Source organism: Phenylobacterium sp. P4_E10, from assembly GCF_056401675.1.
Genome location: NZ_JBFUIW010000002.1, coordinates 352,801 through 366,240, shown reverse-complemented (window position 1 = coordinate 366,240; position 13,440 = coordinate 352,801). Strand labels below are relative to the sequence as shown.

The window sequence follows — 13,440 nt, the reverse complement described above, 5'->3', positions numbered from 1 at the left end:
CCGCCGCCGAGGGCCGCGACGATCGCCGCGCCCGTTCCGGCGTCGCCGCCGCCGACGTTGTTGCCAATCACCGCGCCCGCCAAGGCGCCCAGCGCAGCGCCACCCGCAGCGTTGCGTTCGACGTTGCCGCTGGTGGTGCAAGCGCCCGCCAGCAGGGTCGCTGCGGCCAGCGCAGCAATCGGCATGAGAGATTTGGCCTTGGTCATTTGGCTCTCCTTACTTTATCCCGCCGACCCCAACGCGTCCTCCAAGGTGAAGTTCCGGTCGGAACCGCCGTGAACCGCCGCCGTTAGGGCCATGCCCGCCGAGGAAGAATGGCCGACCGTCCAAAAATTTCGCGTATCGAAGCCGTCGTGAACGTCGCCTCCGGCAGCGCCACGCCTGAGGCCGTCGAACAGATGCGGGCCCTGCTCGCCGAGTACGGCGTAACCGCCAATGTCCAGGCCGCCGAGGGCGCCGACATCGCCCATCGCCTGCGTCACGCCATCGACGCCGCGCCCGACCTGCTGGTGGTGCTGGCCGGCGACGGCACGGCTCGTGCGGCGGTCGAGATGGCCGGCGCTGACGGTCCGCTGATCGCGCCGCTGCCTGGCGGGACCATGAACATGCTGCCACGGGCGATCTACGGCCAGGTCGGATGGGAGGAGGCGCTGCGCAGCGCCCTCGATCACGGGCGGGAAAAGTGCATCGGCGGCGGTCGCATCGACGGCCGCAGCTTCCTGGTCGCCTCGATTCTCGGCGCGCCGGCTCTTTGGGCCCCGGCGCGCGAGGCGGTCCGCCAGGGCGAACTCCGCCTGGCCTGGGGGCGGGTGCGGCGCGCCTGGGGCCGCGCCTTTTCCGGTCGCCTCCGCTACTCGCTGGACGGCGGGCCCCGCGGCAAGGCCGAGGCCCTTGCCTTCCTTTGTCCGCTGGCGTCCAAGGCGCTGCCCGACCATGAGCAGGCGCTGGAGGCCGCGGTGATCGACCCGCGCAACCTCGCAGACGCCGCCCGCATCGGCTTCAACGCTCTGGTCGACGACTGGCGCAACGATCCCTCGGTCTGCACCACAGCCTGCACCAGCGCCCGGGTCTGGTCCGCCCGCCGCGTGCCCGCCGTGCTGGACGGCGAGCCGGCCTGGGTCTCGGCCGCCTCCACGGTCGACTGGCGTCCGAAGGTGGCGCGGATGCTGGCGCCGCCCCAGGAGAATGGTGTTTGATCCGTATCGCCCACCTGTCCGACATCCATTTCGGGGGTGAGAACGTCGCGGCCGTCACCGGCGCGGCCGAATTGGTCGCCGCAGGCGGCTTCGACCTGATCATCGTCTCCGGCGACCTGACCCAGTTCGGCGAGGTGGCCGAGTTCCAGGCCGCGGCCGCATGGCTGGCGACCTTGCCCGGTCCGCAGTTGGTCTGCCCTGGCAATCATGATTCCCCGTACCTCGCCTGGTGGGAGCGCTTCGCCGCGCCGTTCGGGCGCTTCGAGCGCCTGATCGGCCCGGCCGCACGCCAGGACTTCCGGGCGCCCGGCCTGGCGGTTCACGGCCTCAACAGCGCCCGTGGGGTGCAGCCGCGGGCCAACTGGTCAAAGGGCCAGGTCTCCGCCGCCCAGACGCGCGACGCCCTAGCCGCCCTGGGCGGCGAGCCAGCCGGAACCCTGAAGATCGTCGTCTGCCACCATCCGCTGGCCGAGATGATCAGCGGCCCGATGACCGGCCGCACCTGGGGCGGCGAGGCGGCGGCGCGAGCCTTCGCCGAGGGGGGCGTCGACCTGGTGCTGTCGGGCCATATCCATGCGCCCTTCGTCTGGCCCTATCCGTTCGGAGCCGGGCGCTGTCATGCGGTGGGGGCCGGCACGCTGTCGGTGCGCGAGCGCGGCGTAGCGCCCAGCTTCAACCTCATCGAGGCCGACGCGGCGGAGATCCGCATCGTGGCCCAGTCCTGGACCGGCTCGCACTTCGAGCCCTCGCGCACTTGGTCGCTGGACCGCGCGCAGTAAAACGCCCGCTCCGGTGACGGAGCGGGCGTTACCAGTTCAGCCTTCCAGGCGGGCTATAGCGCGCCGCGCCCTCGAACCAGATGCATGACGAGGGACACGACGAACAGCACCAGGAAGACGAAGAACAGAATCTTGGCGACGCCCATCGCGGCGCCGGCGATCGAGGTAAAACCAAGAACACCGGCGATCAAGGCGACCACCAGAAAAGTCAAAGCCCAACCGAGCATGTCGTTCCTCCGGATTTCGTACCGACCTTAAGAACGCTTGGCGGCGGCAGGTGTTCCGGAAAGCTCGACTGGCCCTGGATGTCGCCAACCCGACTTACCGGAAGTCGCCGCTGCATACTGATCCTGCGCGAACTTCCAATTGGGCAGGGCGTCGAACCAAGCCTTCAGGAAGCCCTCGCGGTCGTTCTTGTGATCCAAGTAATAGGCGTGTTCCCAGAGGTCGCAGACGATCAGAGGAACCGTCCCGGCCTTGGTCAGCAAATTCTCGCCGTCATGGGTGTCGATCACCTTGAGGTGTTCGCCCTCCGCGGCCAGCCACACCCAGCCGGAGCCGAAGTGGGCCGCGCCCTTGGCGACGAACTCCGTCTTCAGCCCATCGAGCCCGCCGAAATCGCGCTCGATGGCCTTGGCCAGGTCGCCGTCCGCCGCCTGCTTGGCCGCGGTCATACACTCCCAGAAGAAGGTGTGGTTCCAGGCCTGGGCGGCGTTGTTGAACAGCTTGCGCGCGTTCGCATCGGCCGCGGCGGTGCGCACCAAGTCCTCGAGGCTGGCGGGCGTCAGACCCTTTTCCTCGATGAGCTGATTGGTGGTGTCGAAGTACTTCTTGTGATGCTTGTCGTGGTGGAGGTGCATGGTCGCCCGCGAGATCGTGGGTTCCAATGCAGCGTGGTCATAGGGCAGGTCGGGCAGTTCGAACATGACAGTTTCCTGGGAGGAGGCGAGCTTGGCCCGCGACCCCAGGAAAACCCCGAACGCCTGCTTTGGTTCGCTACTTCTTGGTCGCCCGGCCGGCCATCAGGGCCGAGACCACGGTGGCTGTGGTGCGTGGATTCTTGAAGGCCACGGCGGCGATCGCCCCGATGACGCCGAGGGCGACCCAGGGCTTGGCCTGGGCCAACTCGAACATGCGCGAGGTGATGTCGCGATCCTGCGGGCGTTCCTTTTGGCGGCGAGGCTGGCCGCCCAGCAGCGTCAGGGCCGCAGCGCCGGCGGCGAGCAGCGCAGCGGCGCCCGCGACCAGAGCTGAAGCCCAGGCCGAGCCGACCAACGGCGCCAACGCTGCATGCAGGGCCAGCGCCAGGAACACCACGCAGGTGACCGCCGCCGTCGCGAAAGCGACGACGATGGTGGCGTAATAGATCGCGCGCTTGAGGATCAATTCTTGCGGCCGCTGGCCAGCAGCAGGCCGATCAGCAGGCCCACGCCGAGCGCCGCGCCGGTGGCGACCAGCGGGCGTTCCTTCACCCGCTCGACCACGTAGCGCTGGGCCTCGTCAAAATGTTCGCCGGCGTCGTCGGCATAGGTGCGGCTCTGGGCGCGGATCTGCTCAAGGCCTTCGGCGACGATCTTCTCGAAGCGCTTGGCCGCCTCGCCGAACGTGCGTTGGGCTTCAGCCGACAGCCGCGAGGCGGAATCGGCCACCGCTTGGGCCGTGGCCTTGGCTTCATCTTTCGCGTGGTCGACGGTGTTCGAGGCCATGTCTGTCTCTCCAAGTATTCGGCAGGTATCGCAGGGATCGCATGGAAGCCTTGCCGGAACGTCAAAGACAATAGGGAGTTCCGACAGAGCGCGGAAGACTCCTGGATCAAATCGGGCCATACAACTTCTGGTTCCTGTCGCTTCGACGCGAACCTGGCTTTATGGTCACGCCATGGCGCCCCCCGCCGAAGAAACAAACCTGGTCCGTGAGCGCCTCGAACTGGCGCTGCAGTCGGCGCGCCTGGGCGAGTACGACTGGGACATGGTGCGCGACGTCATCACCATCAGCGCCCGGATGTCGGATCTCACCGGCCTTCCCGCAGGCGAATGGCCGGCTGCCGGCGGCGACTTCCTCTATCGTGGGCTGCACGAGGAGGACCGTGAAAAAACCAAGGAATTCATAGACAGATCGATGCGGAGCGAGGGCCGGTTCGAGGCCGAGTACCGGCGCATCCGCGAGGACGACGGGCGCACGGTCTGGATGCGAACCTCGGGCCTGCTGGTCCGCGACGATCAGGGCCGCCCGGTGCGGACCTGCGGCGTCGTGCAGGACATCGGCGAGCGCCGGGCCGAGGAAGACCGCCGCCACGCTCTGATGGCCGAGCTCGATCACCGGGTGAAGAACGTGCTGGCCGCGGTTCAGGCCCTGGCCGTCCAGACCGGCAAGCGCACCACGTCGCTGGACAGCTTCCTGGCCACCTTCGCCGGCCGGCTGAAGTCGATGGCCTCGGCCAACGAACTGCTCACCGCCGCGCGCTGGCGCGGCGCGGCCATCGCGCACCTGGCTTCCGCCGAGTTGGGCGGCATCGCGCCGGGCCAGACCCGCTGGGAGGGGCCTGAGCTGTTCCTGACGCCGCGGGCGGCCAACGCACTGTCGCTTGCCCTGCACGAACTGGCCACCAACGCGGTGAAGTACGGGGCCCTGTCCACCGAGTCCGGCCGTGTGGATCTGCGCTGGACCCGGATCGCCGACGGCGGCTTTGAACTCTTCTGGACCGAAACTGGCGGCCCGCCGGTCAGCCAGCCGACCCATCGCGGCTTCGGCTCCACCCTGCTGAACCAGGTCACCAGCCGCGAGCTGAACGGCGAGACCGAGGTCGAGTACCGCCGCGCTGGCGTCAGCGTGCGGCTGCGGGCCGGACCCGCCGCCGTGGTCGCCCGCCCCGAACAGCTGCCCGAGGCGCCCGCCCCGCGGCCCATCGAGCTCACGCCATCGCCTCAGGGACCCACGGACCTGCGCGGCGCTCGGGTGCTGATCGTCGAAGACGCCGTTCTGCTGGCGCTGGAACTCGAGACCGGGCTTTCCGACGCCGGGGCCGAAGTGGTTGGTCCGGCCTACGAACTTCAGGAGGCGATGAACCTCCTCGACCAGCCGATCGATGCGGCGGTGCTGGACGCCAATCTGAACGGCCTGTCCGTGACGCCGGTCGCCGAAGCCCTGGCCGCGCGCGGCGTGCCGTTCGTCTTCGCCACCGGCTATGGCGACGCCAGCGCGCCGCTCGGCTTTGACGCCCCGATCATCCGCAAGCCCTACGACGTCACCCAGGTGGCCGCGGCGGTGGCCGGGATCCTGGCGTCCAGCTAGCCCGCCAGGAAGGCGATCATCGCCGGAACCGCGGCGCGATCCTGGATCATGAACAGGTGGCCGCCTTCGAAGAACGCCAGCGCCGCCCCGGGAATGCGCGCGGCCATCTTCTCCTGGGTTTGCGGTAGCGCGATTCCGTCATATCGCCCGGCGGCGATCAGGGTCGGGATCGCGATTTGCGGCAGCCGCTCCCAGGTGTCGTGCGCCGCGCGCGCCTCCAGCTGTCGGTGCGCGCCCATCGCCCGGCCCGGCTCGCCGTCGAACGGGTCGGCTGCGGTCAGAGCGATGATCTTCTCGTAGGTCTCGGGGTTGGCGGCCGCCCAGGTCGCGTCGCGGCGCGTGTCGGAGATCGGCGTCAGGTACCGCGCCCGCGCCTCGCCTTTCAGGTGCTCGATCTCATGGAAGGGAAACGAGGCCCCGCCTGCGCCGCCCGGCGAGGTGCAAGCCAGCACCAACCGCCGCACGCGCCCCGGATGGCGCAGCGCCAGCTCCTGGGCGACCATGCCGCCGAACGAGACGCCGATCACATGGGCGTCGTCCCAGCCCTGGCTCTCCATCAGCGCTGCGGCGTCATCGGCATAGTCGGCCATCGAATAGGCGACGTCGGGCTTGTCCGACCGCCCCAGTCCGCGCTGGTCGTAGGAGATCATGTCGAACGACTTGGGCAGCGGTCCGTCGAACTGGTTGGGCTTGGCGCGCAGGTCGCCGCCGGTGCCGGAAATGAACAACAGCCGCTCACCCGTCCCCGCGCGCTCGAAATAGATGTTCAGCCCATTCAGGTTGGCGGTCGGCATGGTCTTTCCCCCGGCAGTCTCTTGTCTGCGCCATGGACCATCGCCGCCGCGCGCCGGTCAACCGTGCTCGGGGTGGAGGATGATCTGCTGGCCGTTGACGCGGGAGATCAACTCGCCGTCCTCTCGCCGGAAATCGGCCTCCACGGTGATCAGCCGCCTACTGGCCGCGGTGACGCGGCCCTCGATCAGCAAGGGGTGGGCGCGGCCCACCCTTACGAACTGCATCTGCAGGTTCACGGTCCGATAGCTCACCCCGTCCGGCATCACGGTCATGGCCGCGAACGACAGGATCTGATCGCCCAGGGCCGCCAGGTAACCGCCGAACAGCGATCCGTCGCTGTTGAGGATCGACGGATCCGGCTCCCACCTTTTGCGAACCCAGCCGGGTCCCCACTCCTCGGCCAGACCGAGCTTCAGCGTCGTCACCACCGGCGGCGGGTTGTTCTTCCTGGCGGTGATCAGGTCGAGCTGGTCGGTCCAAAAGGTCATTGGCGTGTCTCTCGTTGGCGTCGGCCGCAGAATCCGAGCTAGGCTCAGCTTTGACGACTCGCGTTCCAGAGGTGCGAAAGTGGATCGGCGCAAACCCCAGCGACGGCCGCCGAAACAGGCGCGCGCCCACGCCACCCGCGAGGCCATCTTCGGCGCCACGGCTCAGATTCTGGAGGCGGAGGGCGAGGCGCGCCTGACCACCAACCGCATCGCCGAGGTGGCCGGCGTCAGCATCGGCAGCCTCTACCAGTACTTCCCGAACAAGCAGGCGATCCTCATCGCCATGGCCCTGCGTGAGAACGCCGCCGTGCGCGCGGCGATCGGCGAATCGCCCGGCCGCACCCGCCGGGCCATCCGCGCCCAGATCGGCATCTGGGCCGACAAGCCCAACACCCGCCGCGCGGCGCTCAAGGCGATGCTGCACGCCGACGCCAGCAAGTCCCTGGCCGACGAGAGCGACGAGACCCTGGCGCTGCTGCGCCGCCCGAACCAGGCCGACCTCGACCACTTCGTTCGCACCCGCGCGGTGCTCGGCGTCATCCGCGCGGCTGTGCTGGAGGGCTATCCGCACCTGCACGACCCGGCCTTCGAGGACGCGCTAGTGCGCCTGGTCGAGGCCGGCCGCGAGCCGACCGCTACTTGATCGCGGCGATCTCGTAGAGGAAGTCGACATAACCCATGGTCGCGCCGACCAGGCCCTCGACCTTCGGATTGCTCGACTCCACCACATAGTACTCGTTCGGGGCGTGGGCGCCGTTGCCGTGGCCCAGGCCGAACTGGCCGGCCGGCAGGCTGACCGGCGCGGAGGTGAACACCGCCCCCGGCCAGGATCCGGCTAGGCGCGGATAGACGCTGAGCGGCACGCCGGCCTTCTTGTAGGTGGCGATCTCGGCCTTGATCAGCCGGCTGGTCTCATCGGTCTCAGTCGGGTCGTAGCCGCCGGTGACGTTCAGCTCGATGTCGGTGAAGCCGCGTTTGTCCAGGTGAGCGCGGATCTTGGCCACCGCGTCGTCCTTGGTTTGGTTCGGCACCAGCCGGGTGTCGATCTTGGCCACTGCTCGGCCGGGCAGGATGGTCTTGCCGCCGGGGCCGGTATAGCCCGAGACCAGCCCTTCGATATTGATCGTCGGCTGGCTGGCCAGCCGTTCCAGGGTCTTTTCCCAAGGCAGGTCGTCTACCCAGTGCTCGACACCCAGCGCCTTCTTGGCGTCGGCTTCGCTCATCTGCTGGGCGGCCAGCGACAGCAGTTCCTTCTCGCGGGCGGTCAGCGGCCGAACCTTCTCGAAATAGCCGTCCACCGCAGGCGTGTTGCCGTCCGGAGTGACCAGGGTCGCCAGGGCCTGCACCAGGCGCCAGGCCGGGCTGTCGACGCGGGCCTTCTCGCTGGAATGGATGTCGGTCTTCGGGCCACGGCCCCACTTGGCGCCGCTGGCGACCAGCTCGAATTCCACCACGCCCTTGGCGCCGAGATTGACGCTGACCCCGCCGTTGCTCGGGCTCTGCCAGCCGGCCGGGATCACCACGCCTTCGCACTGCTTCAGCGCGGCCAGCACCTTGGGCTGGGTGACGATCTGGCGGAAGTTCGGGCTGCCGATCTCCTCCTCGCCCTCGCAGACCAGCACGATGTTGACCGGCGGCTTCTTGCCGGCGGCGCGCAGCGCGTGCAGCGCGGCCAGGAAGGTCGCTTCCGGACCCTTCTGGTTCACCGCCCCGCGACCGACGATCACCTTGCCGAAGCCGGGCTTGTCGACGACCTTGGCCTCCAGTGGATGCGAGGTCCATTCGGCCGGATCGAACTGCTTCACGTCGTACATGAAGTAGATGCCGATGGTCCGCTTGGCGCCTACGTCCAGGGTCGCGAACACGCCGGGGAAGCCGTCGGTCGGCACCTTCTCGACGTGCTGGAAGCCGGCGTCGCGCGCCAGGGCCATCATGTATTCGCAGCCCTTGTCCATGTCGCGGTTCTCCGCGGCGATGGAGGGCAGGGCGATCCATTCCTGGATGCGCTTGACCGAGGCGTCGTAGCCGGCGTCAGCCGCCTTGCGGACCGCGCTCAGGTCTCCGCTGGCGGCGAAGGTCAGGCCGGGCGTGAACAGGGTGGCGGCGGCCGCGCCGGTCAGCAGGGTGCGCCGGTTGTGGATGAGGCTCGCGCCCCGCTGCGTCATCGACATACTGGTCCCCCGAAAAACACTTGGCCGCATAGGACGGCGCCATGGCGCAGCCTGCAAGACCGCTCCTAGTCCAGACGCAACCCCGGCGGCGAACCGCAGCGGCTAGAGGCCGGCGATGTGTCTGAGGTCGTTCAGGAACTGCACGCCGCGGTTCTGCAGCACGTCCTCTTCGCGCAGGTGGGTGATCCCGCCGGATCCGGCCCGGAAGTTGACGTGGCCGGCGTTCTCGATCGGCAGGCCGATCCAGCGGGCGACCACGAAAGTCATCGCAAATCCATGGGTGACGATCACCGAGACCGGCGAGGGGCTTGCGATCACTCGGTCGACGCCGCGATAGACGCGGGTGGCGAACTCGCGCTTGGTCTCGGCCCCCTCGACGCCCATGCGGTTGTCCAGCCGGTCGCCGTCGCGCGGCGGGAACCGGATGCGCTCATCCAGCCAGGCCTGCGGCTTGCCGCCGGCGACGCCGTAGCTGTTCTCGCGCAGGTCCGGGTCCGCGGTGAGGGGGACGCCCAGCCTCGCCGCAACAGCCTCGGCGGTCTCGTAGGCGCGCTTGAGGTCAGATGCATGGACCTCGACGGGCCGGCCACCGACGAGCTCGGCGACCCGCGCCGCAATCGCCACCGCCTGCCGCCGCCCCCGCTCGGTCAGCGAGGTGTCGTGCCAACCGCCGACGACGCCCTGCACGTGGTGCAGCGACTCCGCGTGGGTGACGACGAAGATGTCCTTCACGGCTAGACAATCCCCTTGGTCCGCAGCGCCGCCACGGCGTCGGGATCCAGCCCCAGTTCGCCCAGCACCTCGTCGGTGTGCTGGCCAAGGTCCGGCCCCGGCCAGCGCACCGCGCCGGGCGTCTCCGACATCTTTGGAAACGCGTTCTGCATCTTCACCTTGCCGAACACCGGATGGCCCAATTCCACGATCGCCTCGCGGGCCTTGTATTGCTCGTGCTCCAGCATGTCCGGGGCGCGGAAGATCCGGCCGCAGGGAATGCCGTTCTCCTCCAGGTGGACGATCAGGTCGTCCAGGGTCCAACCCGCCGTCCAGGCGCCGATGATCGCGTCCAGTTCGTGCTGGTTCTCGCCCCGCGCCGCATGGCTGAGATATTTCGGGTCGGCCGCCAGTTCCGGCTTGCTCATCGCCTGCGCCAGCCGCGCGAACACCGTGTCGCCGTTGCCGCCGATCAGGACCATCTCGCCCGCCGCGCAGGGATAGACGTTCGACGGCGCGATGCCCGGCAGGATCGAGCCCGACCGCTCGCGGACATAGCCGGTCAGGTCGTACTCGGTGACCAGGTTCTCCATCACCGCCAGCACGCTCTCGTACAGCGCCGCGTCGATCATCTGGCCGCGGCCGGTCCGCTCGCGCGCATGCAGGGCCATGGTGATTCCCATCACCGCATGCATGGCGGTGAGGCTGTCGCCGATCGAGATACCGGCCCGCGCCGGCGGCCGGTCCGGTTCGCCGGTGACATAGCGCAGCCCGCCCATCGCCTCCCCGATCAGGCCATAGCCGGCCCGCTTGGCGTAGGGCCCGGTCTGACCGAAACCGGACACCCGCGCCACGATCAGCCGCGGGTTGCGGGCGCTCAGCGCCTCATAGCCCATGCCCCACTTCTCCAGCGTGCCGGGCCGGAAGTTCTCGATCAGCACGTCGGCCTGGTCGATCAGCTTGCCGGCGATCTCGCGGCCCTCGGGCGTGCGCAGGTCCAGGCCGACCGAGCGCTTGTTGCGGCCGATCACCGGCCACCAGGGCGACAGCCCCTTGGGCAGGCTGCGGCCCCATTGCCGCATCGGGTCGCCGCTCTTCGGGTCCTCGATCTTGACCACGTCGGCGCCGAAGTCGCCCAGGATCTGGCCGCAGAACGGGCCGGCGATCAGGGTGCCCATCTCAACGACCTTCAGGTCCTTGAGCGGCCCGTTGTTGGCGGCGGCTTGGTTCACGTCTCGATCCCCTCGGAACTGATCACAGGTCCGTGAGTTCTGGACCCGTGCGCCGTCCGTTGGACCTGCGCGAAACATCTTAGTCAATCTCGAGGAGCGTTCGAATGAACCGTCACCTGCTGATCGCGGGCGCGGCCCTGGCTGCCTTGTCGCTGGCCGCCTGTGGCCAGAAGACCGAAACCCAAGGCGCGGCCACGCCAAGCGAACAGGCCGCCACGCCTGACGCCAATCCCGCCGCCACGATCATCACTCCGGCCAATGAAGCGGCCGCGCCCGACTTCGTCGCCAAGGCCGGCGCCAGCGACATGTTCGAGGTCGAGGCCGCCAAGATCGCCGAGACGCGCTCGAAGAACCCCGAGGTGAAGAAGTTCGCCGCCGAGATGATCAGCGCCCACACCAAGTCCACCGCTGGGTTGAAGAAGGCGATCGCCGATTCTGGCCAGACCGCCCTGGCGCCTCCGGCCGCTCTGCCGGGCGACCTGCAAGGCAAGCTCGACGACCTGACCAAGGCCGACAATTTCGACGTCGCCTATCTCGACAACCAAGTCGACGCCCACCAGGCCGCGCTCGACCTGATGCAGCGCTACGCTCAGGACGGCGATGTCCCGGCCATCAAGTCGTTCGCCGCCGCCACCGCCCCGGTGGTCCAGCAGCACTACGACCACGCCAAGACCTTGCGCGACGCTGTGAAGAAGTAACCTCGCGCCTTCTCGTCAGGCGGCGGGGGTTCACAACGCCCGCCGCCGGGCGTAAGGCGGCGCTATGAGCGCCTATGTCCTGACCCCGCCGTCCCAAGTGGTCGTGCCCGTGGAGGGGGAGGCTGGCGCCTTTCCCGTTCGTCGCATTCTTTGTGTGGGCCGCAACTACGCCGCCCACCGCCGCGAGATGGGCGGCGACGACCGCGACCCGCCATTCTTCTTCGCCAAGCCGGCCGACGCCCTGGTCCCGCCGGGCGGCGTCGTTCCCTATCCGCCGCGCACCGCCAACCTGCATCACGAGATCGAACTGGTGATCGCGCTGTGCGGCGGCGGCGCAAACGTGCCGGTCGGCCGGGCGCTGGACCTCGTCTACGGCTACGCGGTGGGCGTTGATCTCACCCGCCGCGACCTGCAGAACGCCGCCAAGGACAAGGGCCATCCCTGGGACGCCGCCAAGGGCTTCGACGCCTCGGCCCCGATCTCGGCGATCCGCAAGTGGTCCGGCGATCCGCCCCGGGGCCGCATCGCCATCTCGGTCAACGGCCAGCTCCGCCAGGATGGCCAGGTCGCCGACATGATCTGGAACGTCGCCGAAATCATCGCCGAGGCCTCGCAGCTCTGGACCTTGGCCCCGGGGGACCTGATCTTCACCGGCACCCCTGAGGGCGTCGGGCCGATCGCCGCCGGCGACGTGGTGTCGGGCGAGATCGAAGGCGTCGGCCAACTTCAGTTCACGGTGACCGCATGAGCCTGACCCTGCACTCCTACTGGCGCGCAACGGCGCCCTACCGCGTGCGCATCGGGCTGCAGCTCAAGGGCCTCGACTACGGCTATGTCGGGGTGAACCTGCTGAAGGGCGAGCAGCACGCCGACGACTACGTGACCAAGCACAACCGCCAGCACCTGACCCCGGCCCTGGAGGTCGACGGCCACGTTCTGGTCCAGTCCCTGGCCATCCTCGAATGGCTGGAGGAAACCCATCCTACGCCGGCGCTGCTGCCCAAGGACCCGTTCGACCGGGCGACGGTCAGGGCGATGGCGGCGATCGTCGCCTGCGACATTCACCCGCTGAACAACATGCGCATCCAGAAGGCGTTGGAGGAGTTCGGCGTCGACGACGCCGGCCGCCTGGCCTGGACTCAGCGCTGGATCGTCGACGGCTTTTCCGCACTCGAGCCGATGGTCGCCCGCCACGGCCAGGGCTTCGCCTTTGGCGACGCGCCGACCCTCGCCGACTGTTGCCTGGTCCCCCAGGTCTATTCGGCCCAACGCTACAAGGTCGACCTGACCGCGTTCCCGGCCATCGTCGCGGCGGCGCAGCACGCCGCCCAGCACCCGGCTTTCATCGCCGCCGCCCCCGATCAGCAACCGGACGCCGTGCATGCTTGAGGACCTGAAAGCCAACAACCGCCGCTGGGCGGCGGGAAAGCTCTCCGTCGACCCCGGCTTCTTCGAGCGCCTGGTCAACCAGCAGAGCCCCGAATACCTCTGGATTGGTTGCTCCGACAGCCGCGTGCCGGCCAACGAGATCGTCGATCTCGACCCGGGCGAGCTGTTCGTTCACCGCAACGTCGCCAACCTCGCGCCGCCGCAGGACGCCAACTACCTGTCGGTGCTGCAGTTCGCCGTCGACGTGCTGAAGGTGAAGCACATCATGGTCGTCGGCCACTATGGCTGCGGGGGCGTCGCCGCCGCGGTCGACGGCAAGCGCCGCGGCCTCGTCGATCACTGGCTGCACCCGATCCGCGAGGTCTACGCCGAGAACCGCGACGAGCTCGAAGCCCTGCATGACCACGAGCGCCTCGATCGCCTGATCGAGCTCAACGTCCTGCGCCAGGTCCGCAACGTCGCCTCCGACGTCTTCGTCCAGGACGCCTGGGCCCGCGGCCAGTCGCTCTGCGTCCACGGCTGGGTCTACTCGATCGCCAACGGCCTGGTCACCGACATGAACTGCGCCATCTCCGGCCCCGACTCCTTGGACAAGGCCCGCGACGAAGGGCAGTAGGCCGGGGTGTCATCCCGGAAAGCGCGCAGCGCTTGTCCAGGACCCATGAACACCTGATGGTTCCGGCCTCGCGC

17 protein-coding genes and 1 pseudogene are annotated in these 13,440 nt (G+C 68.8%); 8 read left to right on the top strand and 10 right to left on the bottom strand.

Annotation, left to right across the window (positions count from 1 at the left end):
* Positions 1-185, bottom strand: a pseudogene (locus AC1DQJ_RS03890) (hypothetical protein); the annotation flags it as partial.
* 129 nt (positions 186-314) lie between these two features.
* Here AC1DQJ_RS03890 and AC1DQJ_RS03885 point away from each other — a divergent pair.
* Together AC1DQJ_RS03885 and AC1DQJ_RS03880 are read left to right on the top strand one after the other, a co-directional pair.
* Positions 315-1,196: a diacylglycerol/lipid kinase family protein gene (locus AC1DQJ_RS03885; RefSeq protein WP_477600449.1), complete on the top strand. Its 882-nt coding sequence runs from the start codon at positions 315-317 to the stop codon at positions 1,194-1,196.
* Positions 1,193-1,975 carry a metallophosphoesterase family protein gene (locus tag AC1DQJ_RS03880; protein WP_477600447.1) on the top strand — a complete coding sequence of 261 codons (783 nt, stop codon included), beginning with the start codon at positions 1,193-1,195 and terminating at the stop codon, positions 1,973-1,975. Before AC1DQJ_RS03885 ends, AC1DQJ_RS03880 begins: the two co-directional genes overlap by 4 nt.
* Positions 1,976-2,028: 53 nt before the next feature.
* Here AC1DQJ_RS03880 and AC1DQJ_RS03875 read toward each other — a convergent pair whose 3' ends face one another.
* The 4 genes from AC1DQJ_RS03875 to AC1DQJ_RS03860 all read right to left on the bottom strand — a co-directional run bounded on the left by AC1DQJ_RS03875 (position 2,029) and on the right by AC1DQJ_RS03860 (position 3,681).
* Positions 2,029-2,202, bottom strand: a complete 174-nt coding sequence (locus tag AC1DQJ_RS03875; RefSeq protein WP_183771352.1) for a DUF1328 domain-containing protein — start codon at positions 2,200-2,202, stop codon at positions 2,029-2,031.
* Positions 2,203-2,229: 27 nt separating this feature from the next.
* A complete protein-coding gene (locus AC1DQJ_RS03870; RefSeq protein WP_477600445.1) occupies positions 2,230-2,901 on the bottom strand; it encodes a superoxide dismutase in 672 nt (223 codons plus the stop codon).
* Between the two features lie 70 nt (positions 2,902-2,971).
* On the bottom strand, positions 2,972-3,361 hold the full coding sequence (locus AC1DQJ_RS03865; protein WP_477600443.1) for a hypothetical protein: 390 nt from the start codon (positions 3,359-3,361) through the stop codon (positions 2,972-2,974).
* Positions 3,358-3,681 (bottom strand): glycine zipper domain-containing protein, encoded by a 324-nt coding sequence (locus tag AC1DQJ_RS03860; protein WP_477600441.1) that lies wholly within the window; start codon positions 3,679-3,681, stop codon positions 3,358-3,360. The genes AC1DQJ_RS03865 and AC1DQJ_RS03860 overlap by 4 nt, the downstream gene beginning before the upstream one ends.
* A gap of 172 nt (positions 3,682-3,853) precedes the next feature.
* On the opposite strand from AC1DQJ_RS03860, the gene AC1DQJ_RS03855 reads away from it, so the two are divergent.
* Positions 3,854-5,266 carry an HWE histidine kinase domain-containing protein gene (locus AC1DQJ_RS03855; RefSeq protein WP_477600439.1) on the top strand — a complete coding sequence of 471 codons (1,413 nt, stop codon included), beginning with the start codon at positions 3,854-3,856 and terminating at the stop codon, positions 5,264-5,266.
* Here the strand turns inward: AC1DQJ_RS03855 and AC1DQJ_RS03850 are convergent.
* Entirely contained in the window at positions 5,263-6,060 is a 798-nt protein-coding gene (locus AC1DQJ_RS03850; RefSeq protein ID WP_477600437.1) for an alpha/beta fold hydrolase, read from the bottom strand. The two genes, AC1DQJ_RS03855 and AC1DQJ_RS03850, sit on opposite strands and share 4 nt — an antisense overlap.
* A gap of 57 nt (positions 6,061-6,117) precedes the next feature.
* Positions 6,118-6,549, bottom strand: a complete 432-nt coding sequence (locus AC1DQJ_RS03845; RefSeq protein ID WP_477600435.1) for a PaaI family thioesterase — start codon at positions 6,547-6,549, stop codon at positions 6,118-6,120.
* A gap of 79 nt (positions 6,550-6,628) precedes the next feature.
* Here AC1DQJ_RS03845 and AC1DQJ_RS03840 point away from each other — a divergent pair, with 79 nt between their 5' ends.
* Positions 6,629-7,192 (top strand): TetR/AcrR family transcriptional regulator, encoded by a 564-nt coding sequence (locus AC1DQJ_RS03840; protein ID WP_477600433.1) that lies wholly within the window; start codon positions 6,629-6,631, stop codon positions 7,190-7,192.
* Here the strand turns inward: AC1DQJ_RS03840 and AC1DQJ_RS03835 are convergent.
* The 3 genes from AC1DQJ_RS03835 to AC1DQJ_RS03825 all read right to left on the bottom strand — a co-directional run bounded on the left by AC1DQJ_RS03835 (position 7,185) and on the right by AC1DQJ_RS03825 (position 10,663).
* On the bottom strand, positions 7,185-8,720 hold the full coding sequence (locus AC1DQJ_RS03835; RefSeq protein ID WP_477600431.1) for a M20/M25/M40 family metallo-hydrolase: 1,536 nt from the start codon (positions 8,718-8,720) through the stop codon (positions 7,185-7,187). The genes AC1DQJ_RS03840 and AC1DQJ_RS03835 overlap by 8 nt on opposite strands.
* 102 nt (positions 8,721-8,822) lie before the next feature.
* The gene (locus AC1DQJ_RS03830) at positions 8,823-9,452 is read right to left on the bottom strand and encodes a histidine phosphatase family protein (protein ID WP_477600429.1); all 630 of its coding nucleotides are present in this window, start codon (positions 9,450-9,452) and stop codon (positions 8,823-8,825) included.
* Positions 9,453-9,454: 2 nt separating this feature from the next.
* Positions 9,455-10,663 carry a CaiB/BaiF CoA transferase family protein gene (locus AC1DQJ_RS03825; RefSeq protein ID WP_477600427.1) on the bottom strand — a complete coding sequence of 403 codons (1,209 nt, stop codon included), beginning with the start codon at positions 10,661-10,663 and terminating at the stop codon, positions 9,455-9,457.
* A 104-nt stretch (positions 10,664-10,767) separates the two neighbouring features.
* On the opposite strand from AC1DQJ_RS03825, the gene AC1DQJ_RS03820 reads away from it, so the two are divergent.
* The 4 genes from AC1DQJ_RS03820 to AC1DQJ_RS03805 all read left to right on the top strand — a co-directional run bounded on the left by AC1DQJ_RS03820 (position 10,768) and on the right by AC1DQJ_RS03805 (position 13,366).
* Positions 10,768-11,361: a DUF4142 domain-containing protein gene (locus AC1DQJ_RS03820; protein WP_477600425.1), complete on the top strand. Its 594-nt coding sequence runs from the start codon at positions 10,768-10,770 to the stop codon at positions 11,359-11,361.
* 64 nt (positions 11,362-11,425) lie between these two features.
* Complete coding sequence (locus AC1DQJ_RS03815) at positions 11,426-12,109, top strand: fumarylacetoacetate hydrolase family protein (protein ID WP_477600424.1); 684 nt, start codon at positions 11,426-11,428, stop codon at positions 12,107-12,109.
* Entirely contained in the window at positions 12,106-12,750 is a 645-nt protein-coding gene (gene maiA / locus AC1DQJ_RS03810) for a maleylacetoacetate isomerase (protein ID WP_477600422.1), read from the top strand. Before AC1DQJ_RS03815 ends, maiA begins: the two co-directional genes overlap by 4 nt.
* Positions 12,743-13,366 carry a carbonic anhydrase gene (locus AC1DQJ_RS03805; protein WP_477600420.1) on the top strand — a complete coding sequence of 208 codons (624 nt, stop codon included), beginning with the start codon at positions 12,743-12,745 and terminating at the stop codon, positions 13,364-13,366. Before maiA ends, AC1DQJ_RS03805 begins: the two co-directional genes overlap by 8 nt.
* The last annotated feature ends 74 nt before the right edge of the window (positions 13,367-13,440 follow it).